The sequence below is a fragment of the Streptomyces sp. NPDC039423 genome, from assembly GCF_055598725.1.
Window position 1 is genome coordinate 444966 of the sequence record NZ_JBVKAH010000006.1, and the last position, 24679, is coordinate 469644.

Annotated in this window: 23 protein-coding genes; 12 read left to right on the forward strand and 11 right to left on the reverse strand. The window is 72.0% G+C overall.

What is annotated here, in order from left to right; genetic code table 11:
* The first annotated feature begins 22 nt into the window (after window positions 1–22).
* The 4 genes from ACZ7LK_RS21845 to ACZ7LK_RS21860 all read left to right on the forward strand — a co-directional run bounded on the left by ACZ7LK_RS21845 (window position 23) and on the right by ACZ7LK_RS21860 (window position 4267).
* A complete protein-coding gene (locus ACZ7LK_RS21845; RefSeq protein WP_471142747.1) occupies window positions 23–1426 on the forward strand; it encodes an RNA-guided endonuclease InsQ/TnpB family protein in 1404 nt (467 codons plus the stop codon).
* 350 nt (window positions 1427–1776) lie between these two features.
* Window positions 1777–2874, forward strand: a complete 1098-nt coding sequence (locus ACZ7LK_RS21850; protein ID WP_392274962.1) for an ABC transporter ATP-binding protein — start codon at window positions 1777–1779, stop codon at window positions 2872–2874.
* 213 nt (window positions 2875–3087) lie between these two features.
* Window positions 3088–3501 carry a hypothetical protein gene (locus ACZ7LK_RS21855; protein ID WP_392274961.1) on the forward strand — a complete coding sequence of 138 codons (414 nt, stop codon included), beginning with the start codon at window positions 3088–3090 and terminating at the stop codon, window positions 3499–3501.
* Between the two features lie 40 nt (window positions 3502–3541).
* On the forward strand, window positions 3542–4267 hold the full coding sequence (locus tag ACZ7LK_RS21860; RefSeq protein ID WP_469461055.1) for a nucleotidyltransferase family protein: 726 nt from the start codon (window positions 3542–3544) through the stop codon (window positions 4265–4267).
* 393 nt (window positions 4268–4660) lie between these two features.
* Here the strand turns inward: ACZ7LK_RS21860 and ACZ7LK_RS21865 are convergent, their stop codons facing one another.
* The 6 genes from ACZ7LK_RS21865 to ACZ7LK_RS21890 all read right to left on the reverse strand — a co-directional run bounded on the left by ACZ7LK_RS21865 (window position 4661) and on the right by ACZ7LK_RS21890 (window position 11008).
* Complete coding sequence (locus ACZ7LK_RS21865; protein ID WP_392274959.1) at window positions 4661–6295, reverse strand: DoxX family membrane protein; 1635 nt, start codon at window positions 6293–6295, stop codon at window positions 4661–4663.
* 125 nt (window positions 6296–6420) lie between these two features.
* Entirely contained in the window at window positions 6421–7371 is a 951-nt protein-coding gene (gene rlmB / locus ACZ7LK_RS21870) for a 23S rRNA (guanosine(2251)-2'-O)-methyltransferase RlmB (protein WP_392274958.1), read from the reverse strand.
* Window positions 7372–7436: 65 nt separating this feature from the next.
* Window positions 7437–8834, reverse strand: coding sequence for a cysteine--tRNA ligase (cysS, locus tag ACZ7LK_RS21875; protein ID WP_392274957.1), 1398 nt, complete (start codon window positions 8832–8834; stop codon window positions 7437–7439).
* Between the two features lie 128 nt (window positions 8835–8962).
* Window positions 8963–9475 carry a 2-C-methyl-D-erythritol 2,4-cyclodiphosphate synthase gene (ispF, locus tag ACZ7LK_RS21880; RefSeq protein ID WP_392274956.1) on the reverse strand — a complete coding sequence of 171 codons (513 nt, stop codon included), beginning with the start codon at window positions 9473–9475 and terminating at the stop codon, window positions 8963–8965.
* On the reverse strand, window positions 9465–10202 hold the full coding sequence (gene ispD, locus ACZ7LK_RS21885) for a 2-C-methyl-D-erythritol 4-phosphate cytidylyltransferase (protein ID WP_469461052.1): 738 nt from the start codon (window positions 10200–10202) through the stop codon (window positions 9465–9467). The genes ispF and ispD overlap by 11 nt, the downstream gene beginning before the upstream one ends.
* A gap of 323 nt (window positions 10203–10525) precedes the next feature.
* A complete protein-coding gene (locus ACZ7LK_RS21890) occupies window positions 10526–11008 on the reverse strand; it encodes a CarD family transcriptional regulator (protein ID WP_003953493.1) in 483 nt (160 codons plus the stop codon).
* Between the two features lie 661 nt (window positions 11009–11669).
* On the opposite strand from ACZ7LK_RS21890, the gene ACZ7LK_RS21895 reads away from it, so the two are divergent.
* Entirely contained in the window at window positions 11670–12383 is a 714-nt protein-coding gene (locus ACZ7LK_RS21895; RefSeq protein ID WP_392274954.1) for a DUF461 domain-containing protein, read from the forward strand.
* A gap of 114 nt (window positions 12384–12497) precedes the next feature.
* Here ACZ7LK_RS21895 and phoP read toward each other — a convergent pair whose 3' ends face one another.
* Entirely contained in the window at window positions 12498–13169 is a 672-nt protein-coding gene (phoP, locus tag ACZ7LK_RS21900; RefSeq protein ID WP_471142876.1) for a two-component system response regulator PhoP, read from the reverse strand.
* Window positions 13170–13174: 5 nt separating this feature from the next.
* Window positions 13175–14401, reverse strand: coding sequence for a two-component system sensor histidine kinase PhoR (phoR, locus tag ACZ7LK_RS21905; RefSeq protein ID WP_471142755.1), 1227 nt, complete (start codon window positions 14399–14401; stop codon window positions 13175–13177).
* Window positions 14402–14602: 201 nt separating this feature from the next.
* On the opposite strand from phoR, the gene phoU reads away from it, so the two are divergent.
* The 4 genes from phoU to ACZ7LK_RS21925 all read left to right on the forward strand — a co-directional run bounded on the left by phoU (window position 14603) and on the right by ACZ7LK_RS21925 (window position 17977).
* Window positions 14603–15283 carry a phosphate signaling complex protein PhoU gene (phoU, locus tag ACZ7LK_RS21910; RefSeq protein WP_392274952.1) on the forward strand — a complete coding sequence of 227 codons (681 nt, stop codon included), beginning with the start codon at window positions 14603–14605 and terminating at the stop codon, window positions 15281–15283.
* 110 nt (window positions 15284–15393) lie between these two features.
* The gene (locus ACZ7LK_RS21915) at window positions 15394–15543 is read left to right on the forward strand and encodes a hypothetical protein (RefSeq protein WP_392274951.1); all 150 of its coding nucleotides are present in this window, start codon (window positions 15394–15396) and stop codon (window positions 15541–15543) included.
* A gap of 228 nt (window positions 15544–15771) precedes the next feature.
* Entirely contained in the window at window positions 15772–16605 is an 834-nt protein-coding gene (locus ACZ7LK_RS21920) for a serine/threonine-protein kinase (protein WP_471142760.1), read from the forward strand.
* Window positions 16606–16747: 142 nt separating this feature from the next.
* Entirely contained in the window at window positions 16748–17977 is a 1230-nt protein-coding gene (locus ACZ7LK_RS21925) for a hypothetical protein (RefSeq protein ID WP_392274949.1), read from the forward strand.
* Between the two features lie 146 nt (window positions 17978–18123).
* Here ACZ7LK_RS21925 and ACZ7LK_RS21930 read toward each other — a convergent pair whose 3' ends face one another.
* The gene (locus ACZ7LK_RS21930; RefSeq protein ID WP_392274948.1) at window positions 18124–18882 is read right to left on the reverse strand and encodes a phosphoglyceromutase; all 759 of its coding nucleotides are present in this window, start codon (window positions 18880–18882) and stop codon (window positions 18124–18126) included.
* Between the two features lie 117 nt (window positions 18883–18999).
* Between ACZ7LK_RS21930 and ACZ7LK_RS21935 the strand changes: the two genes are divergently transcribed.
* A complete protein-coding gene (locus ACZ7LK_RS21935) occupies window positions 19000–20265 on the forward strand; it encodes an MDR family MFS transporter (protein ID WP_392274947.1) in 1266 nt (421 codons plus the stop codon).
* Window positions 20266–20338: 73 nt separating this feature from the next.
* Here ACZ7LK_RS21935 and ACZ7LK_RS21940 read toward each other — a convergent pair whose 3' ends face one another.
* Window positions 20339–20827, reverse strand: a complete 489-nt coding sequence (locus ACZ7LK_RS21940) for a type III secretion system chaperone family protein (protein WP_392274946.1) — start codon at window positions 20825–20827, stop codon at window positions 20339–20341.
* Window positions 20820–22181, reverse strand: a complete 1362-nt coding sequence (gene mshA / locus ACZ7LK_RS21945; protein WP_392274945.1) for a D-inositol-3-phosphate glycosyltransferase — start codon at window positions 22179–22181, stop codon at window positions 20820–20822. The genes ACZ7LK_RS21940 and mshA overlap by 8 nt, the downstream gene beginning before the upstream one ends.
* A 189-nt stretch (window positions 22182–22370) precedes the next feature.
* Between mshA and ACZ7LK_RS21950 the strand changes: the two genes are divergently transcribed.
* Together ACZ7LK_RS21950 and ACZ7LK_RS21955 are read left to right on the forward strand one after the other, a co-directional pair.
* Complete coding sequence (locus ACZ7LK_RS21950) at window positions 22371–23171, forward strand: class I SAM-dependent methyltransferase (protein ID WP_392274944.1); 801 nt, start codon at window positions 22371–22373, stop codon at window positions 23169–23171.
* Between the two features lie 191 nt (window positions 23172–23362).
* Window positions 23363–24463 carry a C40 family peptidase gene (locus tag ACZ7LK_RS21955; RefSeq protein WP_392274943.1) on the forward strand — a complete coding sequence of 367 codons (1101 nt, stop codon included), beginning with the start codon at window positions 23363–23365 and terminating at the stop codon, window positions 24461–24463.
* Window positions 24464–24679 lie beyond the last annotated feature (216 nt).

Consider the following 24679-nt stretch of genomic DNA (forward strand, 5'->3'; position numbering starts at 1 on the left):
AGATCGGATCGAGGGCGGGGGAATGACGGACACGGGCGACGAGCGGCCGGTGCGCGTCACCGGCGTGGAGGCGAAGCGCGTCAAGCGGGAGGCACTGGGCATCGCCGACCGGCACCCCCGTCACGGACGCGCTTCCGGGCCGATGAAGCGGCACACCAAGGAAGCCGGTACCCGGCAGCGCGTCTACCGCTTCCGTTTCTATCCCTCGCGCGAGCAGGCGGAGCAGCTCGAGCGGACCTTCGGAGCCTGCCGGTGGGTCTACAACCGGGGCCTGACGTTGAGGGCGGAGGCGTGGGAGGGGCATCGGGTGTCGGTGGGGTTCGCGGAGACCTGTCGTGCCCTCACCGGATGGCGTCGTGCCGAGGAGACGTCATGGCTGCGGGAGGTCTCCTCGACGGTCCTCCAGCAGGCCCTGCGCCACTTGGACGGGGCGTTCCAGAGGTTCTTCCGGAAGGCCGCGAAGTATCCGCGGTTCAAGCGGAAGCGCACCGCGCGGGACTCGGCCACGTACGTCCGCACGGGCTTCCGCTGGCTGGAGGATCCGGAGCGTCCGGGGACCGGGCTGGTGACGCTGGCCAAGCAGTCGTCCCCGCTGCACGTGCGGTGGTCCCGGGCGCTGCCCGCCGGTGTCGTGCCGGTGAAGCTGACGGTGACCAGGGACCGGGCGGGCAGGTACTTCCTCTCCATGCTCGTGGAGGAGCGGATCGAGCCGTTGCCCGCCGCCTTCCTGCCTGGTTGCGAGGCCCCCAAGGCCATCGGGCTCGATCTGGGGCTGGCCGCTCTGGTGACCCTGGACGACGGCCGCAAGCTGGAGAACCCCCGCCTCCTCAGGAAGTACGCGAAGCGGCTCGCCGGCCTCCAGCGGCAGCTCCACCGGAAGGAGAAGGGTTCCCAGAACCGGGACAAGGTCCGGAAGGAGATCGCCCGGCTGTACGCCCTGATCAGTGACGTGCGGAGGGACATGCTGGACCAGTTCACCACCCGCCTCGTGCGCGAGAACCAAGTGCTCGTGGTGGAAGATCTGCCCGTCGCCAACCTGATGCGCCCAGCGGTCGGCAAGGGGCGGCGACGCAAGACGAAGCTGAACCAGGCCATCCACGACGCGGCGTGGGGTGAGCTGCTGAGGCAGCTCCGCTACAAGTGCGCGTGGTACGGGCGGACGCTGGTGATCGTGGACCGGTTCTTCCCCTCGACGCGGCGCTGCTCCTCCTGCCGCGCGAAAGGGCCTCGTCTTGATGTGTCCGTGCGGGAGTGGACCTGCCAGGAGTGCGGAGTGGTGCACGACCGCGACGTGAACGCGGCGGTGAACCTCCGTGACGAGGGCATGCGACTGTACTGGTCGGCGGCTGTGGCGCTGCCTCCGGGCAGGACGCCGCCGCCGTTGATCAGAGCTGCGGACTCGGAGCAGTACGCAGCGGCCGCGTGAGCCGCAGTGGGATACGGACCGACGGGCCGTCGGCCGTCATGCCTGTGGAGTCCATGTAAGACCGGCCGGGCGTGGTCCGTCACGACCACGGCCGGGCGGCGAGGGGCGAGGAAGCAGGAAGTGCTGCCCGCGAGGGCGGCACGCCCGTGGGGCGACGACGTCGCTCCGCGCGGTCAGGTCAAAAATGCGTTGCTCTGCCACCGCGGCCGACAATTCTGTCCGCCGACTACTGACAGACCGCAGGTCGCCAGGTACCGTCACCCGGAGTCCATGTCGCATGGACCAGACCACTTCCATTCCTTTACTCGGATCGTCCGGCACGTTCCTGCCGGTGAAGGGACTGCATCACCATGGCTTCCGTCACTTTCGACAAAGCGACCCGGATCTACCCGGGTGGCACCAAGCCCGCCGTCGACCAGCTGGACATCGAGATCGCGGACGGCGAGTTCCTCGTCCTCGTCGGTCCGTCCGGCTGCGGCAAGTCGACCTCCCTGCGCATGCTCGCCGGTCTGGAGGACGTCAACGGCGGCGCCATCCGGATCGGTGACCGTGACGTCACGCACCTGCCGCCGAAGGACCGGGACATCGCCATGGTGTTCCAGAACTACGCGCTGTACCCGCACATGACCGTCGCCGACAACATGGGCTTCGCGCTCAAGATCGCCGGCGTGAACAAGGCGGAGATCCGCAAGAAGGTCGAGGAGGCGGCGAAGATCCTCGACCTTTCCGAGTACCTGGACCGCAAGCCGAAGGCGCTCTCCGGCGGTCAGCGCCAGCGCGTGGCGATGGGCCGCGCGATCGTGCGCGAGCCGCAGGTGTTCCTCATGGACGAGCCGCTGTCGAACCTCGACGCCAAGCTCCGCGTGTCGACCCGTACGCAGATCGCGAGCCTCCAGCGGCGGCTCGGCATCACCACGGTGTACGTCACGCACGACCAGGTCGAGGCCCTCACCATGGGCGACCGGGTGGCGGTCCTCAAGGACGGTCTGCTCCAGCAGGTCGACACCCCGCGCAACATGTACGACCGCCCCGCCAACCTCTTCGTCGCCGGTTTCATCGGCTCCCCGGCCATGAACCTGGTCGAGGTCCCGATCACCGACGGCGGCGTCAAGTTCGGCAACAGCGTCGTGCCGGTGTCGCGCGAGGCGCTGTCCGCCGCGGCCGGCAAGGGCGACACCACCGTGACGGTCGGCGTCCGCCCCGAGCACTTCGACGTCGCCGGTGCCGAGAGCGACCAGGGCCTGGCCGTGTCCGTCAACGTCGTCGAGGAGCTCGGCGCCGACGGGTACGTGTACGGCTCCACCCGGGTCGGCGGCGAGGACAAGGACCTGGTGGTCCGCGTCGGCGGCCGCTCCATCCCGGAGAAGGGCTCCGTGCTGCACGTCGTACCGCGTCCGGACGAGATCCACGTGTTCTCGACCTCGACCGGCGAGCGCCTCAGCGGCTGACCGCCGCCGAAACCCGTACACGGCCCCGCACTTCGGTGCGGGGCCGTGCGCGTCCGCCCGCGCGCACACCATCCGGATGTCGACAAATACCCCGGCACACCGGTCAATTCGGACCCCGCGCGTCAACACCTGATTCGAAAAGGAGCATCGAACCATCCCCCGTGGGGGTGACTAAATGTCTCCAAATCATCACTGGCCGCTACGCTCACGTCCGTGACCCACACCGCACGCCGAATCGGCCGCTCTCTCGCCCTCGTCCTGCCCGTCGTCCTGGTGCTCTCCGGAACTCTCGCGGTCACCAGTGTCCCGTGGGCGGGCAACAGCTCGCAGACGCAGATGCTGACCGCGTCCTCGGAGAACGTCTCGGTACGGGCGAAGCCCCGTGCCCCACAGGATATTCTCCGCGACAAGCTCCTCGCAGAGCTTCAGGAGAAGGACCCGGGTGTCGCCCTCACCCACCTCCAGCGCACGGTGGAGGAGCGCCCGTCGCTCGCCAGGCACTGCATGTCGATCGCCCGCGCGCTCGGCCGTGCCGCCGTCCAGCACTACGGTCCCGTCCGCGCCCAGACCTACTCCCGTCCCGTGTGCGACACGTCCTACGCCGCCGGCGTCGCCCACGAGAGCTGAGGCGTATCGCCGGCACCGAGGTGCGCCTATCGTGCGCGGTATGCACACCTCTCCGACGCAGGCCGTGGTCCTGGCGGGCGGCCAGGGTTCCCGACTGCGCCCGTACACCGACGACCGCCCCAAGCCGATGGTCGAGATCCCGGGAACCGGGACCCCGATCATCGGCCATCAGCTTTCCTGGCTGGCCGCCGAGGGCGTGACCGACGCCGTCATCTCCTGCGGCCACCTCGCCGAGGTGCTCGAGCAGTGGCTGGCGACGACCGAACTGCCCTTGCGGGTCACCACCGTCGTGGAATCCGAACCGCTGGGCCGCGGTGGCGGCCTCAAGTACGCGGCCGCGCACCTGCCGCACCCCGACGAGCCCTGGTACGCGACGAACGGTGACATCTGGACCCGTTTCTCGCTGCGCGAGATGGCCGCGTTTCACGCCGAGCGCGACGCCACCGCGACGCTCGCCCTGGCCCGCCCCCGGATCCCCTGGGGAGCCGTGGAGACGGACACCTTCGGGCACATCACCGACTTCATCGAGTCGCCGCCGTCGCCGTATCTCATCAACGCGGGCGTGTACGTGTTCTCCCCGGCCTTCACGGGCGCGCTGCCCGACCGCGGGGACCACGAGCGCACCACGTTCCCGCGTCTGGCCCGTGAGCGGCGTCTGGCGGGCTTCCCGCTGCCCCACGGGGCGTACTGGAGGGCCATCGACACCGCGAAGGACCTCCGCGAGGCCGCCAAGGAACTGGCCGCGGCCACCGGCCCCACCCCCTGACCCCGGGCCGGGGCAGGGGCCCGGGCCCCTGCCCCGGTCCCTGTCTCCGGTCCCTGTCTCCGGGCCCCGGCCCCGAGGCGGCACGGCCCCTTGGGGGTGAGCCGCTCCCGGGTCCCGGCTCCCTGCCCGGGGGCGGGCGCCTGTCCAGGACGCCCTGGGGGGACGGCCGGAGGGCGCCGTGGAGGGCCGCCCCTGAAGGCCCTCCCCGTACGGCCCACCCTCGCCCTCGCGGCTTTCCCGGGGCGGACCCGGGCCTACGGGTCGCCCTGGTGACGCCCGTACGGCCGCCGTCCCAGCCGCTCCCCCGCCCCGCGCCTCGCGCCTCACCGACCCGCATGACGGAGGGGCGGTCACCGTCGTCGCGGTGGCCGCCCCTCCGGGGTGTGGTGGGCGTCAGCCGAGGAGGCCGCCGATCGGGTTGCGGTTGCCGCCGGTGCTGGAGCCGCCGTCGTTGCCGCCCGAGCCGCTGCCGCCGCTCGTACCGCTGTCGTCGCCGCCACCGCCACCGCCGCCGGTGCTGCCGCCGCTGCCGGTGCCGCCCGTGGAGGTGGGGCCGGCGCTGGAGGACGGCGGGGGCACGGGCTCGGACTGCTCCGGGGCCTCCTGGCCGGTGCCCTGCGAGGCGGTCGGCCGCTCCTCCTCGACGCGCTCGTCCTCGCGGGCCGTCTCCTCCTCCGGGGCGGAGGCCTCCTCCTCGGCCGTCGGGCCGGCGGAGGCGGACGCCGAGGGCTCGGGGCGGCGGGAGGACTCGCGGGCGGACGGGGAGTGCTCGCCGGGCTCCTCGGGGAGGGGCCGGCCGGGCAGGTGGTTGGTCGGGTCGTCGTCGGGCCCGGGCACGGTGACCATCTCCGAGGACCGGACGGCGCCGCCGAGCACCGAGCCGACCAGCAGCGTCAGGCCGACCACGACGGCCGCGACGACCACGCCGCGCCGCAGCACCCGGCGCCGCAGGTCCCTCAGGGCGGAGCGGGGGCCGAGGGTGCGCCAGGCCTCGCCGGCGAGGCGTCCGTCGATGGAGTAGACGGGCGCGCCGGCGATGATCAGCGGCGACCAAGCGGCGAGGTAGATGATGTCGGGCGCGTCGTAGACGGGGACGGTCTTCCAGCTGACGGTCAGGATGAGCGCGGCGGAGAGCATCGCGCCGAAGACGGCGGCGACCCGCTGCCAGAGGCCGAGCACGGTGAGGACGCCGACGACGACCTGGGCGAAGGCGACGGTGAGGCCGGCGCCGACGGGGTGGGCGAGGGCGAAGTCGCGCAGCGGTTCGGCCAGCGCCCAGGGGTGGAGGGAGGTGAGCCACTTGACCATGGAGCCGCGCTCGCCGCCGTCGAAGTAGACGGGGTCGCAGAGCTTGCCCATGCCGGCGTAGATGGAGATGAAGCCGAGGAACACGCGCAGCGGCAGCAGGACGACGCCGAGGTTCATCCGCCGGCCGGGGTAGTACGCGTGCCGGTGGGCGGGGCCGGTGTACGAGCCGTCGGCTGCGCGGTCGCCGGTGCGGCCGGCCTCGTGGCCGGGGTGGTCGGTGCCGTGGCCGTCGGGGGTGTCGCCGCCGTACGGGCCGGTGTAGGGGTCGGCGTACGGACCGGGCTGCTCGTCGTAGGCGCCGACGGCGCGCCGCATGGGCGGCAGCAGCGGCGGGGCGTCCGGGCCGCGCTGGGCACCGACGACGGGGGTCGGCATGGTGTCGTCGAGGCGCGGGATGACCTGGGTGGCGCCGGCGTCGAGCGTGCCGACGGCCGTCGATTCCCGCACGGCCTGGAGCAGCCCGGTCGCGCCGGGGTCGCCGGGCGAGGACTTCCCGCTCCACACGACGGGCGCGCGCCGGCGCGCGGCCATGCCGCCGGCGCCGCTCATGGCGGGCACGCGGGCGGGGTCGGCCAGCCGGGGCTTGTTCACCGGGGCGAGCTGCACACGGAAACTGGCGTGGTTCACGATGACCTGCGCGGGATCGCAATCCACCTTGACCATGCTCAGCGCAGGCTGATCGTCGAAACCGGGCCGGGGCGTTCTGGTGTCCACACTCATCTAACCGAGTGACGTGGGGTTAGGACACTGCCTTGACGGGTGGGAAATGTCCGAGACCCGTCAAGATCATGACGGGTCCCGGTACGGCTCCTCCGGCGCCCGGCCGGCCGGGCGGGCGCGGATCGTCAGACGCGGCGGCGCGACGCCTCGTACAGCACCACGCCGGCCGCGACACCGGCGTTGAGCGACTCGGCGCCGCCCGGCATGGGGATGCGCACGAGGTGGTCGCAGGTCTCGCCGACGAGGCGGGACAGGCCCTTGCCCTCGCTGCCGACGACGATGACGACCGGGCCGCCGAGCGCCTCCAGCTCGCCGACCTCCATGTCGCCGTCGGCGGCCAGGCCGACGACGGTGATGCCGGCCTTCTGGTACGCCTCCAGGGCGCGGGTGAGGTTGGTGGCGCGGGCGACCGGGGTGCGGGCGGCGGTGCCGGCGGCGGTCTTCCAGGCACCGGCGGTCATGCCGGCGGCGCGCCGCTCCGGGACGACCACGCCGTGGCCGCCGAAGGCGGAGACGGAGCGGACGACGGCGCCGAGGTTGCGCGGGTCGGTGACGCCGTCGAGGGCGACGATCAGCGGGTCCTCGCCGTTGTCGAAGGCGACCGCGGCCAGGTCCTCGGGGTGCGCGTACTCGTAGGGCGGCACCTGGAGGACGAGGCCCTGGTGGTTGAGGCCGTTGGTCATGCGGTCGAGCTCGGGGCGGGGGGCCTCCATGAGGTTGATGCCGCCGCGGTCGGCCGCGAGCTTGAGCGCGTCGCGCACCCGCTCATCGTTGTCGATGAACTGCTGGACGTACAGCGTCGTCGCCGGTACGCCGTCGCGCAAAGCCTCGAAGACGGGGTTGCGGCCGACGACCATCTCGGAGAGGCCCTTGCCGCCGCGCCGGGCGACCTGGCGGCGGTGCGCCTGCTTGGCCTTGGCGTTGGCGACGCGGTTCTTCACATGGCCCTTGCGGGCGGAGGCGGGCGGCGTGGGGCCCTTGCCTTCCAGGCCCCGGCGCCGCTGGCCACCGCTGCCGACCGTCGCGCCCTTCTTGTTGGACGTGCGGCGGTTCCTGCGCTGGCTGTTCCCGGCCATGACTTACCTGCTTCGTCGATGATGCGTACGTACGTGCGTGTATATGAAGTGTGCCAGCGCGGTGCCTAGCGCGCGCCCAGCGTCCACCTGGGCCCGTCGGGGCCGTCCTCGATGACGAGCCCGGACTGGCCGAGCTGGTCCCGGATGGCGTCGGCCGTGGCCCAGTCCTTGCGGGCCCTGGCCGCCTCGCGCTGGTCGAGGACCATGCGTACGAGGGTGTCGACGACGCCGTGGAGGTCCTCGCCGCGGTCGGCCTCGCCCGCCCAGTGCGGGTCGAGCGGGTCGAGGCCGAGGACGCCGAGCATGGCGCGCACCTCGGCGAGGCGGGCGACGGCGGCTTCCTTGTCGTCGGCGGCCAGCGCGCTGTTGCCCTGCCGGACGGTGGTGTGGATGATCGCGAGCGCCTGCGGGACGCCCAGGTCGTCGTCCATGGCCTCGGCGAAGGCGAGCGGCACCTCGGCGGCGGGTTCGACGGAGCCCGCCTTCTCGACGACCCGCTGGATGAACCCCTCGATGCGGGCGAAGGCCGACTCGGCCTCGCGCAGGGCTTCCTCGCTGTACTCGATCATCGACCGGTAGTGCGGGGTGCCCAGGTAGTAGCGCAGCACGATGGGGCGCCACTGCTTGACCATCTCGGAGACCAGCACCGAGTTGCCCAGCGACTTCGCCATCTTCTCGCCGGCGATGGTCACCCAGGCGTTGTGGACCCAGTAGCGGGCGAACTCGTCGCCGTAGGCCTTGGCCTGGGCGATCTCGTTCTCGTGGTGCGGGAAGATCAGGTCGATGCCGCCGCCGTGGATGTCGAAGGCGGAGCCGAGGTACTTGTGCGCCATGGCCGAGCACTCCAGGTGCCAGCCGGGGCGGCCACGGCCCCACGGGGTCTCCCAGTCGGGCTCGCCCGGCTTGGTGGCCTTCCACATGGCGAAGTCGCGCGGGTCGCGCTTGCCGGTGATGCCCTCTTCGCTGGGCTGCCGCAGGTCGTCGATGTCCTGGTTGGACAGGGAGAGGTACTCGGGGAAGGAGCGCACGTCGAAGTAGACGCTGCCGTCCGCCACATACGCGTGCCCGCGCTCGATGAGGCCGCGCATCATCTCGATCATCTCGGGGACGTGGCCGGTGGCGCGGGGCTCGTAGGTGGGCGGGAGGCAGCCCAGGGCCCGGTAACCGTCGTTGAACGCGCGCTCGTTCTCGTACCCGATCGACCACCAGGGGCGGTCCTGGTCGGCGGACTTGGCGATGATCTTGTCGTCGATGTCGGTGACGTTGCGGACGAACGTGACGTCGTAGCCGCGGTAGGTGAACCAGCGGCGCATGATGTCGAAGTTCAGGCCCGACCGGATGTGTCCGATGTGCGGGGCCGCCTGCACGGTGGCGCCACACAGGTAGATCGAGACGCAGCCCGGCGTGAGCGGGGTGAAGTCGCGGATCTGCCGGGCGCTGGTGTCGTACAGACGAATAGTCACCACTCCAGGGTAGTGGGCCGGTGCCGGTGCCCGGTGCCGCAGGTGCTGGAGCGGGTCCGGTCGGAGGCCCGGCAAGATCGGCGTGGCGCCCCCCTGGCGCGTGCGGGGCGCCGCGGGCCGGGCGGGACCTAGGAAGCGCTGCGCACGAGGAGGGCGGTGGCGATGGCGGCGAGGCCTTCGGCGCGGCCCGTCAGGCCGAGGCCGTCGGTCGTGGTGCCGGACACCGAGACGGGGGCGCCGGCCGCCGCGCCCAGGGCCTTCTGGGCCTCGTCGCGGCGCTTGCCGACCTTGGGGCGGACGCCGATGACCTGGACGGCGATGTTGCCGATCTCGAAGCCCTCGGCGCGGACGATCCGGGCGGCCTCAGCGAGGAGGGTGACGCCGGACGCGCCGGACCACTCGGGGCGCGAGGTGCCGAAGTGGGCGCCGAGGTCGCCGATGCCGGCGGCGGAGAACAGGGCGTCGCAGGCGGCGTGGGCGGCGACGTCACCGTCGGAGTGGCCGGCGAGTCCGTACCCGTCGCTCTCGGAGGCGTCCCAGAGGAGGCCGGCGCACCACAGCTCGCGGCCCTTCTCGAAGGCGTGGACGTCGGTGCCGATGCCGATGCTGGGCAGGCCGGGGACGCGCGGGTCAGAAGCCATCGTTGGCCCTCCTCCGGGCGAGGACCGCCTCGGCGAGTACGAGGTCGAGCGGGCGGGTCACCTTGAACGCCTCCTCGTGGCCGGGGACGACCACGACGGGCTCGCCGAGCCGCTCGACCATGCCGGCGTCGTCGGTGACGGCGTCGGTGACGGTGCGGTGCGCGCGGACGAGCGTGTCGCGGGCGAAGCCCTGCGGGGTCTGGACGGCGCGGAGGGTGGCGCGGTCGGGTGTGGAGAGGACGGGCTCGGGCTCGCCCTTCTCGCGCGGCTCGACCTGCTTGACGGTGTCGGCGAGCGGTACGGCGGGAACGACGGCGACGGCGCCCTCGTGGACGGCCTCGACGACCGCGTCGACGGTGTCGACGGGCACGAGCGGGCGGGCGGCGTCGTGGACGAGGACGGTGGTGATGCCGTCGGGCAGGGCGTCCAGGCCGAGGCGCACGGACTCCTGGCGGGTCTCGCCGCCGGGGACGACGAGGTAGTCGGTCCGCTCGGGCAGCGCGTGTGTGTCGAGGAGGTTCTTGACCTCGGGCGCGCCGTCGGGCGGGGCGACCACCACGACGAGGGAGACCGCCCGGGAGGCGGCCATGGCGCGGACGGCGTGGATGAGCATGGGCGTCCCGTTGAGGGCGCGGAGCGCCTTGGGGGCGCCGGGGCCGAGCCGTACGCCGCGGCCGGCGGCGGGGATCACCGCCGCGGTGCGGGCGGGGTGTGTCGCGTCTGACATCGGGTGCACTCCGGCAGGTTTGTTGACTCGGCCGATCTGGGTATGGCCTCTGCTGGGCGGCGCAACGCCTCGACCGGTCCCTTCCGTGACCTCCGGTCGGGTGGGCCGCGCGTTACGCCCGGCAGGAGCCCGTGCGGGCCAGCGGGCTGTGGGAATCACGGGTACCGAAGAAGACGCGGAGCCGGACATGCCGCAGCGCCCGGCGACGAGCTGTGTGTCACACAGCGTGTCATCGGGCACCGCGGCATCGCTTCGCTTCAGCTACGCGTCTCGCTTCGGCTACGCGTCGCGCCGGCCTGCCGGCTGCGCGGGACGCGTCCGTGTCAGGACGCGAGGACCTCGTCCAGCAGGGCCTCGGCCTTGTCCTCGTTGGTGTTCTCCGCGAGCGCGAGCTCGCTCACCAGGATCTGGCGCGCCTTCGCGAGCATGCGCTTCTCTCCTGCGGAGAGACCGCGCTCCCGCTCCCGGCGCCACAGGTCACGCACCACTTCGGCGACCTTGATGACGTCGCCGGAGGCGAGCTTCTCGAGATTTGCCTTGTAGCGACGGGACCAGTTCGTCGGCTCTTCGGCGTACGGCGCGCGAAGCACCTCGAAGACCCGGTCCAGTCCGTCCTGACCGACCACATCGCGCACGCCGACGAACTCCGCGTTGTCCGCTGGCACACGAACCGTCAAGTCGCCCTGGGCGACCTTGAGCACCAAGTAGGTCTTGTCCACGCCTTTGATCTGGCGAGTTTCGATGGCCTCGATCAGCGCGGCCCCGTGATGGGGATAGACCACGGTGTCGCCAACCTTGAACGTCATGTGACAGGTACCCCTTCCGTGGCTATCCAGGGTAACACGGATACGGCTTCTTCTGAATGGCGTTTTCGCAGGTCAGGGCATATCTCGGGGCTTGACAACAGCAACACGAACGTGCTGCGGAGGGCTTCCGGAAGGGGGTATTCGCAGGTCGGAGCGGCTGCGCGGGGCCCCTGAAACGAGCTCGTCACACCCCTCGGAGGGTGGTCCGAAGGGGCGGATCGTCCCGGTTTGCCGGGTTACCGGAGGTGAACTTCCCGTACTCCGTTCGGCCGCCGCTCACCCGTACGGACGGACGTCCCGCGCGTTTGTCGAAATTGACGCGTGGTGATCGCACGATGACCGCGGAGCTTGACCGAGCAGCGCTTTTCGGAAGGAATGCGGGACGGTCCCGGAATTGATCAAGAGCGGTTTTGTGAACGCCGTGCGAACCACCGGGACCGGCGGGGCGCGGCGGCCGCGGGCCGGCCGCCGCGGGGTGCGGGCGGACCCCGGCACCGCCCAGGGGCGGGTCGGGTGCGGCACGGACGAGGAGGGTCGGTAACCTGAGCGCGCCGACTGATCCTCTGACCCCTTCTCAGGCGGTCCCGGGGTCGGCCGGCGGTCCGTACCACCAGACCGTGCCCCGTCCCTCCGTCCGTACGTCCTAGGAGTTGCCGCCGCCGTGAGCCGCAGCCTTCGACGCGGCGCCCTCGCCGCCACCGCCATCGTGTTCTCGATCGCCTCGCTCTCCGCCTGCGGTGCGGGCAACAACGCGCAGACCCTCGGCGTCAGGCCGGACAACGCCGCCGTCTCGGTCGGCACCGTCAAGATCCAGAACGCCGTGGTGATCACCCAGCCCAAGCTGGACGCGGAGGGCCCCGCCGTCGTCTCGGCGATGCTCTTCAACAACGGCTCCAAGGCGGAGACGCTGGAGGCCGTCGAGCTGCCCGGTTCGAACAGCCCGGTCAAGCTCACCGCCGCGAGCGGCTCCGGTCCGATCACCGTCCCCGCGGGCGGCTCCGTCCTCCTGGGCGGCAAGGGCAACGCCTCGGCCGTGATCGAGAAGGGCCGCGAGGCCGCGAAGGACGGCAACGCGCAGGAGGTCGTCTTCAAGCTCAGCGAGACCGGCGACGTCCGGCTGAAGGCGTACGTCGTCCCGGCAACCAGCTACTTCGCCGGCTTCGGCCCCGCCGAGGTGCCGCAGAAGCCCGCGGAGCAGAAGCCCGCCGAGTCCCTCCCGCCGGCTCCGCCGTCGGGCGCTCCGACCGGCAGCCCCACCGGCTCGCCCACCGCGTCGAACACCCCGGTCGCCCCGGCGGACGGCGGCGAGGGCGTGGCCGAGGGCGAGGGCGCGGCCCCGTCGGACTCCGCCTCGGCCTCGCACGCGGGCCACTGACGCACACGTCGTACGACGAGGGGCGCCCCACCGGTGGTGGGGCGCCCCTCGTCTCGTCCGCACGGCCGGCCGGGCCCGGCGGGCGCCGTGCCCGGCACGATCCGGAAGACAGGCCTACGGCTCGAACTTGTAGCCCAGGCCCCGGACGGTGACCAGGTAGCGCGGGGCGCCCGGGTCGGGCTCGATCTTGGCGCGGAGGCGCTTGACGTGGACGTCGAGCGTCTTGGTGTCGCCGACGTAGTCCGCGCCCCACACCCGGTCGATGAGCTGCATCCGGGTCAGCACCCGGCCCGCGTTGCGCAGCAGCATCTCCAGCAGGTCGAACTCCTTCAGCGGGAGGTCGACCTTGCCGCCCGCCACCGTCACCACATGGCGGTCGACGTCCATCCGGACCGGCCCGGCCTCCAGCGCCGCCGGGGTGATCTCCTCCGGCTCGCCGCGGCGGCGCAGCACCGCGCGGATACGGGCGACCAGCTCGCGGGACGAGAAGGGCTTCGTGACGTAGTCGTCCGCTCCTATCTCCAGTCCGACGACCTTGTCGATCTCGCTGTCCTTGGCGGTCACCATGATCACGGGGACGTTCGACCGGCCGCGAAGCTGGCGGCAGACCTCGGTGCCGGGCAGACCGGGGAGCATGAGGTCCAGCAGGACGAGGTCGGCGCCGTTGCGCTCGAACTCGTCCAGCCCCTCGGGCCCGGTGGACGCGACGGCGACCTCGAAGCCTTCCTTGCGGAGCATGTAGGACAGGGCGTCGCTGAAGGATTCCTCATCCTCGACGACGAGCACTCGGGTCACGGAAGGACCTCCGGGGCGGTGAGCGGTTCGGTGGTGGTGTGGTCGGAGTCGGACCGCGTGGTGCGGTCCCGTACGGCGCCGGACTCGGGGAGCCGGAGGGTGAACGTGGAGCCCTGACCCTCGGTGCTCCACACCGTGACCTCCCCGCCGTGCGAGGCGGCCACGTGCTTGACGATGGCGAGGCCCAGTCCCGTACCGCCGGTGGCGCGGGAGCGGGCGGGGTCGACGCGGTAGAAGCGCTCGAAGATGCGCTCCTTGTCCTTGTCGGGGATGCCGATGCCCTGGTCGGTGACGGCGATCTCTATCTGGTCGCCGCCGGGGGCGGTGACGCGGCGGGCGGCGATGCCGACGCGGGTATGGGCCGGGGAGTAGTTCACGGCGTTCTCGACGAGGTTGCCGAGGGCGGCGGCGAGCTGGCCGCGGTGTCCCCAGACGGACAGGTCGGCGGTGCCGCCGGCGGCCATGGTGATCTGCTTGGTGGAGGCGGCGTGCCGGGAGCGGTCGACGGCCTCGGCGACCAGTTCGGCGACCGGGACGGGCTCGGCGTCCTCCAGGGGGTCGTCGTTCTGCACCCGGGAGAGGTCTATGAGCTCCTGGACGAGGTTGGTGAGCCGGGTGGCCTCGATCTGCATGCGGCCGGCGAAGCGCATCACGGCCTCGGGGTCGTCCGAGGCGTCCATGACGGCCTCGGAGAGCAGGGAGAGGGCCCCGACGGGGGTCTTGAGCTCGTGGCTGACGTTGGCGACGAAGTCTCGGCGCACGGCCTCTATGCGGCGGGCCTCGGTGAGGTCCTCGACCAGGAGGAGGACGAGGCGGGAGCCGAGGGGGGCGACGCGGGCGGACACCGCCAGGGCCTCACCGCGGCCGGTGCCGCGCCGGGGGAGGTCCAGCTCGACCTGGCGTATCTCGCCGTCGCGGCGGGTGTCGCGGGCCATGTGGAGCATCGGCTCGACGGCGAGCTTGCCGCCGCGGACGAGCCCGAGGGCGTACGCCGCCGAGCTGGCCTTGACGACGGAGTCGCTCTCGTCGAGGACGACCGCCGAGGACCGCAGTACGGACAGGACGGTGTCCACACCGGGCGGCAGGACCGCGTCGGTGTGCAGGGAGGTCCTGGTGGGTCTCGCCTGGTCGCGCTCGCTCCAGCGGAACGCCAGCATGGCGATCACGCCGGTGCAGGCTCCGGCGATCGCGGCCAATGCGGCGACCGCCGCGTTCACGTCCATGTGTCCAGGTTATGCGGGGCCGCGGACACTCTCCCAGCCATCCGGGGCCGTGCTCGAACAGTCGTCGCCCAGAGTTCACCGAGGGGACGGTGACGGTTCACTTGGGAGGGAGGCCCCGGACTTTTTGGACTTCGACCGTGGGAACGTGGGGGCCCGAGCCCCACCCGGACCCCTGTAGGTCGCACTGAGAGAGGGACATCCATGCGGGACGCGTACCACGAGGAACTGGACTCGATCGGCGAGAGTCTGGTCGAGATGGCCCGGCTGGTCGGGTCGGCGGTCGGGCGCGCCACGACGGCGATGCTCGACGCGGATCTGAAGCTGGCGGAGGCCGTGATCGCGGCCGACCAGAAGGTCGACGACCTTCAGCACGAACTGGAGGCGCGGGCGATAGCCCTGCTGGCGCGCCAGCAGCCGGTCGCGACGGACCTGCGGATCGTGGTGACCTCGCTGCGGATGAGCGCGGACCTGGAGCGCTCCGGCGACCTGGCCCAGCACGTCGCGAAGCTGGCGCGGCTGCGCTTCCCGGACGCGGCGGTGCCGCGTGACCTGCACGCCACGATCCTGGAGATGGGGCAGCTCGCGCAGCGCCTGATGGCGAAGGCGGCGGAGGTCATCATCACCAAGGACGTCGACCTGGCGCTCCAGCTCGAGCACGACGACGACGAGATGGACCGGCTGCACCGGACGCTGTTCCAGCACCTGATGGACGACCGGTGGAAGCACGGCATCGAGACGGCCGTGGACGTGACGCTGCTGGGCCGCTACTACGAGCGGTTCGCCGACCACGCGGTGTCGGTCGCCAAGCGGGTCGTGTACCTGGTCACGGGCGAGCACGCGGACGAGCTCCAGCAGGCGGAGGCGCCGGTGGAAGGGGCGTAGCGCGGCGGCGGGGGTCGCACCTCCGTGCGCCGTTGGTGCGCCCTGCCGGGCGGGCATGCAAGGGGGGAGGCGACGTACGCCTCGGAAGGTGCGCCTTCGAGGAGGGACCCATGGCAGAAACGCCCATGACCGACCCCGAGCGGGAAGTGCCCGTCGATGTGCTCCGCCTGCCCGTGCTGGGGGCGTGCGGCTGTGGCTCGGGCTGCGGCTGCGGCTGCCAGTCGGGCGCGCCGTGCCAGTGCGGCGGCTGCTGCGGCTGACGCGCCGGGCGGCCGAGGGAAGGGCCCCGTCCATGTCCTGGGCGGGGCCCGCGGCATGGGCGGCGGTGGTGCGCGGCGGGTGCGCCGCGGGTTGGCCGTGGAAAACGCGCCCCGCAACTCCCGTACGACGAACACGACTTCGAATCATCTCGATCTTCGCGTTTCATAGAAATACACAAGGCTCTTGAGTAATCTGAACGTACTACCGAGCCTGTGGGGGGTGGAGGGGTGGCCGGTGATCACGCCTTGTCGGAGCTGTTCCGCTACACCATTACCGACCGCCGGCCCCTCCACTCGGGCGGGTGCGGCGATCTCTGGCGAGCGCACGACCGCCTTTTCGACGAACAGGTCGCGGTCAAGACCATTCGCAGCGATCTGAGTTCCCACGCCCTGGAAAAGGCGCAGGCGTCCTTCGCCACGGAGGCCATCGTGGCCGCCCGGCTGAGCCGCAAATCGCCGAACGTCGTACCGGTGCGCGATCTCGGCCGCCTGGACGACACGCTCTACCTGGTCATGGACTGGGTGGATTCGGGCGACGCCAACAGTGCGGACCTTTCGCACATGATGGGGCGCCTTTCCCTGGGAGCCGCGAAAAAGGTCCTCCTCCAGATGTGCGACGCGGTGGCGATCGCCCATGCCGAGGGGATCGTCCACAGCGACATCGCACCGTGGAACGTGATGTACAGCAAGGCTTCGGACAGTTATCTGCTCGCCGACTTCGGTCTGGTGAAAGTGGTGGAGGCGAATCTCATCTCCCTTCCCTCCAGGAGTCTGCTCCAGGGCGGGCGGCTCGCTTTCCTCCCCGATTACGCCCGCAGGGACATCGGCCGGGTTTCCTACGCGACCGACGTCTTCGCCCTCGCGGTCACCTTCTGGTCCCTCCTGGACGCGCGGGCCCTGCACCACGAGGACCGGACGCCCCCGGTGGTCCGGGTCGCCCGGGACCAGGTCGACGCCCCCTTCCAGGTCCGCGCCCTGCTCGCGCGGTTCATCGAGGGGCACACCCGCGAGGACAGCGTCCAGCAGTTCGTGGACCACCTCTACCGCGTACCCGCCAGGTGAACGAGACGAGCGTGAGGAGCCGGACATCAGCAACCAGAAGGATGGAAAGGCAGCGGCCGACGGCCTCGGACAGGGTGGCGAGGGGGCCGAGGACCGGCTGATCCTCGACATCCCGTCGACGGTCATGCTCCAGGACTCCAGCGTGAGTTACTGGGTCGAGCGATACCGCCAGTACGTGCGCCGGTCCCCGACCGAGATCTGCCTGCCGGCCATCGTGCGCTCGGGGCCGGCGTTCGAGTCCGTGGTGCAGCCCCCGCAGGCGTCCCTCGGGGTGAGCGACCCGCTGGCGCAGTGGATCGCCGAGGCGCGCGAGGCGGTCGGCCCGAACGGGGTGATCTGGGGGCGCGTCCTGCTGCACTTCGGTTTCACCGGCTCGGAATACCTCTTCATCAAGGACCAGTACGACACCCCCGGCGACCAGATCTGCATCACCAACAGGGTCGCCCAGCAAGTGGTCGCGCAAATGGTGTCGGAGGTGCTCGACCGGGGCGTCGACGGAATCGTCCTGGACGCCGTGAACCTCCTGCCGAACGCCGGGTCCAACATCCTGGACAGCAACGAGATCTCGGTCTCCTGTTTCTGCGACCACTGCGTCACCGGACTGCGTGAACGCGGTTTCCAGGTCAGGCACAGCGATTTCATGGGACCGCGCAACAAGATGCGCATCGTCCTGCACAACACGCCCACCGGGACCGACCACATCGACCCGACGCACGACACGCTCCGCACCCGGGACCACGACCGGCTGCTCTCCCACGCCCGGGCCCGCCGGTTCGTTCCGCCGGACGAGGACTGGCGCGAGGAGTCGATCGCGCTGATCAAATACCTGGAGGCCCGGGGCCGCCTGGTGTGGGAGAGCTTCCGGGCGCTCACCGAACCCTGCAAGGGCAGGGTTCGGACGGCGGTCATCCTCGGGTCGGTCGATTACGACCAGTCGCAGCAGGTCACGGCGGAAATGATGATGAATTCCGGCGCCGTGGAAGAGATCTGGGTGCCCGACGCCAAGGTCAACGTGACGCCGCCGTCCACCCTGCTCTGCTACCAGGCCACCCGCTCCTCGTACTACTCGAACTCCCTCTTCGCCACGCTCGAACGGGCCAACGAGATCATCGTGGCGTTCGGCATCGAGAAGTTCCTCGAACTCCTCCTCGCGCATTCGAAGTCGTGGTCGTCGGCGAACAAGCTGTCGCCCGCCTCCGTGTATTCGAGCTCGATCGCCCCGCAGTACTCGGGGAGCGTCGGGATGCCGCTGTTCGAGCACGAGCACCGCAAGCTCGTCGAGGACGCCACGCTGCGGGTGACCGGCGCGGTCCTCCCCGAGGCGCTGCTGGAACAGTTCCGCATCGCCGCCGGGCCCGCCACGCTGGCCTGAGCCGACGGGGCAGTCGCGGCCGGGCCACTCGGACCGGCCGCGGCGGCCACCCGGCGGGATGCGCCGGGACCTGACCCGGCGCGGGAACGACGGAGCCCCCCACGTGACGGCGAAACCGCGGGTGGGGGGCTTGGCGTCGATCGGCGTTACTTCTTGCCCTGGTTCTTGACCGCCTCGATGGCCGCCTTGGCCGCCTCGGGGTCGAGGTAGGTGCCGCCCTTGACGAGCGGCTTGAAGTCGGCGTCCAGCTCGTAGACCAGCGGGATGCCCGTGGGGATGTTCAGGCCCGCGATGTCGGCGTCGGAGATGCCGTCCAGGTGCTTGACCAGGGCGCGCAGGCTGTTGCCGTGCGCGGCGACGAGGACCGTGCGGCCGGCCAGCAGGTCCGGGACGATGCCGTCGTACCAGTACGGCAGCATGCGGACGACGACGTCCTTGAGGCACTCGGTGCGCGGGCGCAGCTCCGGCGGGATCGTCGCGTACCGGGCGTCGCCGGCCTGGGAGAACTCGTTGTCGTCGGCGAGGACCGGCGGCGGGGTGTCGTAGGAGCGGCGCCACAGCATGAACTGCTCCTCGCCGAACTCGGCGAGCGTCTGCGCCTTGTCCTTGCCCTGGAGCGCGCCGTAGTGCCGCTCGTTCAGGCGCCAGGAGCGGTGGACCGGGATCCAGTGGCGGTCCGCGGCCTCCAGCGCGAGCTGCGCGGTGCGGATGGCGCGCTTCTGGAGGGAGGTGTGCAGTACGTCGGGGAGCAGACCGGCGTCCTTGAGCAGCTCACCGCCGCGGACGGCCTCTTTCTCGCCCTTCTCGGTGAGGTTGACGTCCACCCAGCCGGTGAACAGGTTCTTCGCGTTCCATTCGCTCTCGCCGTGGCGGAGGAGGATCAGCTTGTACGGTGCGTCGGCCATGCGTACGAGATTAATGGACGCCGGGACGGTTGACGGCTCCCGTCAATCGAGTGGCCCCCCTGCCCCGGCGCACCGTAATTTGCGGTCACCGGGTCGGGCACTTACGGGGGGAAACGCATGTCGATCACCACGCTCAAACGGGCGGCCAGGGAGAGCGTCTCGGGGTTGCCGCGTGCGTTCTGGTGGCTCTGGGCGAGCACGCTGATCAACCGGCTCGGTGCCTTCGTCGCCACCTTCATGGCGCTGTACCTGACGCTGGACCGGGGCTACTCGGCCTCGTACGCGGGGCTAGTCGCCGCCCTGCACGGGCTCGGCGGCGTGGTGTCGTCGATCGGGGCGGGGGTGATGACCGACCGGCTCGGCCGACGGCCCACGATGCTGGTCGCCCAGGTGTCGACGGCCGTGTCCGTCGCCGTCCTCGGGTTCATGCAGCACCCGGTGGCGATCGCCGCGGTCGCCCTCGTCGTCGGTGCCGCCTCGAACGCCTCACGGCCGGCGGTGCAGGCGATGATGGCGGACATCGTCCGGCCCGAGGACCGGGTGCGGGCGTTCTCGCTGAACTACTGGGCGATCAACCTGGGTTTCGCGGTCTCCTCGGCGGGCGCCGGGTTCATCGCGGAGTACAGCTACCTGGCCGGTTTCCTGGGCGAGGCCGCGCTGACGCTGGTGTGCGCGGTGCTCGTGTTCGCGCGGATCCCCGAGTCCCGCCCCGTCCGGGCGCCGTCCGCTGCCGGGAAGGCCGCGGCACCGGAGGTGGGCATGGGGACGGTGCTGCGCGACGGGCGGTTCATGGGAATGGTGGGGCTGTCCTTCCTGATCTCCCTGATCTTCCAGCAGGGGTACGTGGGCCTGCCGGTCGCCATGGGGACGGACGGGTTCAGCGCGGCGGACTTCGGGCTGGCGATGTCGGTGAACGGTGTCCTCATCGTGGCGCTCCAGATACCGGTCACCCGGTACATCGAGCACCGCGACCCGCGCCGGCTGCTGATCGTCTCGTCGGTGCTGGCCGGGTACGGCTTCGGCCTCACGGCGTTCGCCGGGTCGGTCGCCGGGTACGCGCTGACGGTCTGCGTCTGGACGCTCGCCGAGATCGTCAACGCCCCCACGCAGACGGGACTGGTGGTGGCCCTGTCCCCGGTCCACGGGCGCGGCCGCTACCAGGGTGTGTACACGATGTCGTGGTCGGTCGCCGCGCTGATCGCGCCGCTGGCGTCGGGGTGGACGATCGACCGCTTCGGCGCGGAGTGGCTGTGGGGCGCGTGCGCGGTGCTGGGAACGGTGGCCGGGCTGGGCTACTGGCTGCTGATGCGGGCGCTGCCGGAGGAGCCGGCGGGAGCGGAGCCCGCGCCGGCCGCCCCGGAGCCGGAGAGGACCGCCGCCTGAGGGTTCCGGGGGCGTACGGACACGGGGGTGTCGTACGCCCCCGGTCGGAACGCCGCTCGCCGGGGGGCGGCGGTCACTTCTCCGGGCGGGTCAGGTGGGCGAAGGCGTCCAGGTTGCGCGTGGACTCGCCGCGCGCCACCCGCCAGGCGTACTCCTTGCGGATCGCCGTCGCGAACCCGAGCTCCAGCAGGGTGTTGAACGCCCCGTCCGCCGCTTCCAGGACCGAGCCGAGCACCCGGTCCAGCTCCTCCGGCGTCACCACGGACAGCGGGAGCCGGCCGGTCAGGTAGACGTCGCCGAGGCCGTCGACCGCGTACGCCACCCCGTACAGCCGCAGGTTCCGCTCCAGCAGCCAGCGGTGGACGGCCGCCTCGTTCTCGTCGGGGTGCCGGATCACGAACGCGTTCAGCGACAGCGAGTGCCTGCCCAGGCGCAGCGACAGCGTGGTCGACAGCTTGCGCGTGCCGGGAAGGGTGACGACGTACGAACCGGGCTCCGGGGACTCCCAGGTCAGCTCGGCGTCGGTCAGCGCGGACTCGATGATCTTCCGGGCGTCAGCCATGACGCGAGCGTACGCCACGGCGGTGTTCGTGCATGGCGGCGGTGTACACGTCGGCCGTCCCGGCCGCCGCCGCGTCCCAGCCGAAGGACCCGGCGTGCCGCGCGGCCGCCCCGCCCAGGCGGTCGGCCAGCCCCGGGTCGACGACGAAGCGGCGCAGCGCGGCCGCGTAGTCCGCCGGGTCGTGGCCCCGTACGAGGAAGCCGGTCGAGCCGTCCCGGACGGCCACCGGCAGTCCGCCCACCGAGGCGGCGACGACCGGGGTGCCGGCCGCCTGGGCCTCGATGGCGACGAGCCCGAAGGACTCGCTGTACGAGGGCATGACGAGGACGGACGCGGCCCGGAACCAGTCGGCGAGCCGCTCCTGGTCCACCGGCGGGTGGAAGCGCACGACGTCGGCGATGCCGAGCCGCGCAGCGAGCTTCTGGAGGCCCTCGGGCTTGGCGAGGCCGCTGCCGCTGGGCCCGCCGACGACGGGGACGAGCATCCGGGACCGCAGGGACGGGTCCTGGTCGAGCAGCAGGGCGGCGGCCCGCAGCAGGATGTCGGGGGCTTTCAGGGGCTGGATGCGCCCGGCGAAGACGGGAATGAACGCGTCGGCCGGCAGTCCGAGGCGGGCGCGGGCGGCGGCCCGCCCGTCGGCGGGGCGGAACCGGTCGAGGTTGACGCCCGGGTGGACGACGGCGACCTTGGCGGGCTCGGCCTCGTAGAAGCGGACGAGCTCGTCCGCCTCCCCCGCGGTGTTGGCGATCAGCCGGTCGGCGGCCCGCACGATCTGCGTCTCGCCGATGACCCGGGCCGGCGGCTCGGGGGCGTCGCCCTCCGCGAGCGAGGCGTTCTTGACCTTGGCCATGGTGTGCATGGCGTGCACCAGCGGGACGCCCCACCGCTCGGCGGCGAGCCAGCCGACGTGGCCGGAGAGCCAGTAGTGGGAGTGGACCAGGTCGTAGTGGCCCGGCCGGTGCCCCGCCCAGGCGCGCATCACGCCATGCGTGAAGGCACAGAGCTGGGCGGGCAGCTCCTCCTTGGCGAGCCCTTCGTACGGGCCGGCGTCGACGTGCCGCACGAGCACGCCAGGGGCCAGTTCCACGGCGGCGGGGAGGCCCCCGGCGGTGGCCCGGGTGAATATCTCGACCTCGATGTTGATCGCGGCCAGGCGCTTGGCCAGCTCCACGATGTAGACGTTCATGCCGCCGGCGTCGCCCGTGCCGGGCTGGTGCAACGGGGAGGTGTGGACGCTGAGCATGGCGACCCGGCGCGGCACGCGCGCCCGCCCGGGCAGCCGGAGCCGGTGCGGACCGGCGGTCCGGTGCGGCCCCGCCAGGGCGCCGGCGAACCGGGACACGTACTGGCTCACGTCGGCAGTCCTTCCGCTGTGCGGGCACGGCAAGCGGAGGACACGCGCGCGCCGGTGCGTACGGCCCTCCCGTCAGCGTCAACAGCGGACCCGGGCCCCCGCATTTCCGCTTTGCCAATTCATTACGCGTCCGGTCGGCGGGTGCACGGGGGACGGGGAGGCGCCCGCCCACCGCTTACCCTCGTGCCCATGGCCCCGCGCACCACCCGCCCCGTCGGCACCCCGACCCGCGGGACCACCAACCCCAACCGCCTGCGCCGCATGGACCGCTGGATCGCCGCCGTCCACGGCGCCGCGCTGCGTCGCTGCGAGGGCCCGCCCACGGCGGTGGACCTGGGGTACGGGGCCGCTCCCTGGACCGCCGTCGAGCTGCTCGACCGGCTGCGCGCCGACGCCGACCCGCGCGCCCGGGTCGTCGGCGTCGAGATCGAGCCCGCCCGGGTTGCGGCGGCCCGGCCGTACGAGCGCGACGGGCTGACCTTCGTGCACGGCGGCTTCGAGGTCCCGGTGGACGGCGCCCCGGCGCTGATCCGGGCGGCGAACGTGCTGCGCCAGTACGACGAGGACGAGGTGGCGGAGGTGTGGGCGCGGCTGTGCGCGCGGCTGGCGCCGGGCGGGCTGCTGGTGGAGGGGACCTGCGACGAGATCGGGCGGCGGCACGTGTGGGTGGCGCTGGGGCCGGAGGGGCCGCGGACGGTGACGTTCGCGACGCGGCTCGGTTCGCTGGAGCGGCCCTCGGACCTGGCGGAGCGGCTGCCGAAGGCGCTGATCCACCGGAACGTGCCGGGCGAGCCGGTGCACGCCTTCCTGCGGGACTTCGACCGGGCGTGGGCGGCGGCGGCCCCGTACGCGTCGCTGGGCGCCCGGCAGCGGTGGATCCGCACGGCACGGGACCTGGCGGCCGACTGGCCGCTGGTGGACGGCCGGCGCCGGTGGCGGCAGGGCGAGCTGACGGTGCGGTGGCCGGCGCTCGCGCCGGGCTCGTACTGACCGGAGGGGCGCCCGGCGACGCCCGACGCGGCCCTGCACGGCCCCTCCGCGGGGCCCGGCGGAACGGACCGGGACGATCTTTCGTCCCCTTCGGTGGGTACGGCCCTGTCGTTTTCGCCACCGCCGTGGCACCATCTCGGACGGCACCCAAAGTTACTGACGGTAAATCAGATGGGGAGATGGGGGAGTCCGTGAACCGACGCCGCTGTGCCTCCGCCGCGATCGTCGTGGCCTGCGCTCTGACCGTGCTGGCGTCACCGGTACAGGCCGCGTACGCGGCGCCCGCTCCGCCCACCGTGCCGCCCTCCTCGCCCGGCGCCCCCGCGCTGCCGGGCACCCCGTCCCCCACCGCCTCCGGCAAGAGCCTCGACGAGGTACGCCGGGAGATCGACGCCCTCTACCGGCAGGCCGCCTCCGCCACCGACGCGTACAACCTCGCCGACGAGCGGGCGAAGAAGCAGTCGGCCGAGATCGTGCGGCTGGCACAGGCGATCGTGGACGGCCGGGCCCGCATCGAGGACCTGAGGAACCGGGCCGGGGCCGCCGCCCGCGCCCAGTACCGCAACGGCGGCCTACCGGACGAGGCGCGGTTCGTCCTCACCGACGACCCCCAGCTCTTCCTGAACGGCGTCGGCCGGCTCCAGCAGGGCCAGAAGGCAACCAAGGACCTGCTGGCCGAACTGAAGCAGCGCCAGGCGGAGTTGGAGGCGTACACCAAGGACGCCAGCGCGCACTGGACCGAGCTGGAGGCCAACCGGCTCCAGCAGGCCAGGACGAAGAAGCGGATCGAGACCAAGATCGCCGCGGCGAAGGCGCTGGAGTCCCGGCTCCAGGCCGAGGAGCGCGCCCGGCTGGAGCGGCTGGAGCGGGACGAACAGGCGCGGGCCCAGACCGCGTGGCTCGGCTCCGGTGTACTGAAGGGGATCGGCGGCAGCGCCAGCCCGCAGGGCAGGAAGGCGATCGCGTTCGCGTCCGCGCAGCTCGGCAAGCCGTACGTGTGGGGGGCGGAGGGCCCCGGCTCGTACGACTGCTCGGGGCTGACGTCCCAGGCGTGGGCGGCGGCGGGCAAGGGCATCCCGCGCACCTCGCAGGAGCAGTGGCGGCTGCTGCCCCGGATCGACATCAAGGACATGCGGCCCGGCGACCTGATCATCTACCACGCCGACGCCAGCCACGTCGGCATGTACATCGGCGACGGCGCGATCATCCACGCGCCCCGCCCGGGACGGAACGTGACGGTCGCAGGCGCCGGCTCGATGGCGATCCTGGGGGTCGTGCGCCCGGACAGGTGAGGCGCGTCCCGCCTCCATGCCCGCGCCCCCTCCCCGCCCGCGCGCCCCGCCCTACCGCCCGCGAGCCCCTCCCCGGCCCTCTCGTGCACCGCGCTCCGTACGCGCCCCTGCCGGATACGTCCGGGATGTGACCGGGCCAACACACAGCGCGTGACGTTCGTCATGGCCCGGTGCCCAACTACCTCCCGCCGTGCGGCATATGCCGCCGGCTCTTCG

Excerpts from the sequence above, each read along its gene's own strand:
- ACZ7LK_RS21890 (WP_003953493.1), bottom strand. The coding sequence starts at position 11,008 with ATGACGTTCAAGGTTGGCGACACCGTGGTCTATCCCCATCACGGGGCC.
- ACZ7LK_RS21845 (WP_471142747.1), top strand. The coding sequence starts at position 23 with ATGACGGACACGGGCGACGAGCGGCCGGTGCGCGTCACCGGCGTGGAG.
- phoU (WP_392274952.1), top strand. The coding sequence starts at position 14,603 with ATGCGGGACGCGTACCACGAGGAACTGGACTCGATCGGCGAGAGTCTG.
- ispD (WP_469461052.1), bottom strand. The coding sequence starts at position 10,202 with ATGTCAGACGCGACACACCCCGCCCGCACCGCGGCGGTGATCCCCGCC.
- ACZ7LK_RS21930 (WP_392274948.1), bottom strand. The coding sequence starts at position 18,882 with ATGGCCGACGCACCGTACAAGCTGATCCTCCTCCGCCACGGCGAGAGC.
- phoR (WP_471142755.1), bottom strand. The coding sequence starts at position 14,401 with ATGGACGTGAACGCGGCGGTCGCCGCATTGGCCGCGATCGCCGGAGCC.
- ACZ7LK_RS21950 (WP_392274944.1), top strand. The coding sequence starts at position 22,371 with ATGGCCCCGCGCACCACCCGCCCCGTCGGCACCCCGACCCGCGGGACC.
- ACZ7LK_RS21935 (WP_392274947.1), top strand. The coding sequence starts at position 19,000 with ATGTCGATCACCACGCTCAAACGGGCGGCCAGGGAGAGCGTCTCGGGG.
- ACZ7LK_RS21865 (WP_392274959.1), bottom strand. The coding sequence starts at position 6,295 with ATGAGTGTGGACACCAGAACGCCCCGGCCCGGTTTCGACGATCAGCCT.
- ACZ7LK_RS21915 (WP_392274951.1), top strand. The coding sequence starts at position 15,394 with ATGGCAGAAACGCCCATGACCGACCCCGAGCGGGAAGTGCCCGTCGAT.
- ispF (WP_392274956.1), bottom strand. The coding sequence starts at position 9,475 with ATGGCTTCTGACCCGCGCGTCCCCGGCCTGCCCAGCATCGGCATCGGC.
- ACZ7LK_RS21860 (WP_469461055.1), top strand. The coding sequence starts at position 3,542 with ATGCACACCTCTCCGACGCAGGCCGTGGTCCTGGCGGGCGGCCAGGGT.
- ACZ7LK_RS21940 (WP_392274946.1), bottom strand. The coding sequence starts at position 20,827 with ATGGCTGACGCCCGGAAGATCATCGAGTCCGCGCTGACCGACGCCGAG.
- rlmB (WP_392274958.1), bottom strand. The coding sequence starts at position 7,371 with ATGGCCGGGAACAGCCAGCGCAGGAACCGCCGCACGTCCAACAAGAAG.
- ACZ7LK_RS21850 (WP_392274962.1), top strand. The coding sequence starts at position 1,777 with ATGGCTTCCGTCACTTTCGACAAAGCGACCCGGATCTACCCGGGTGGC.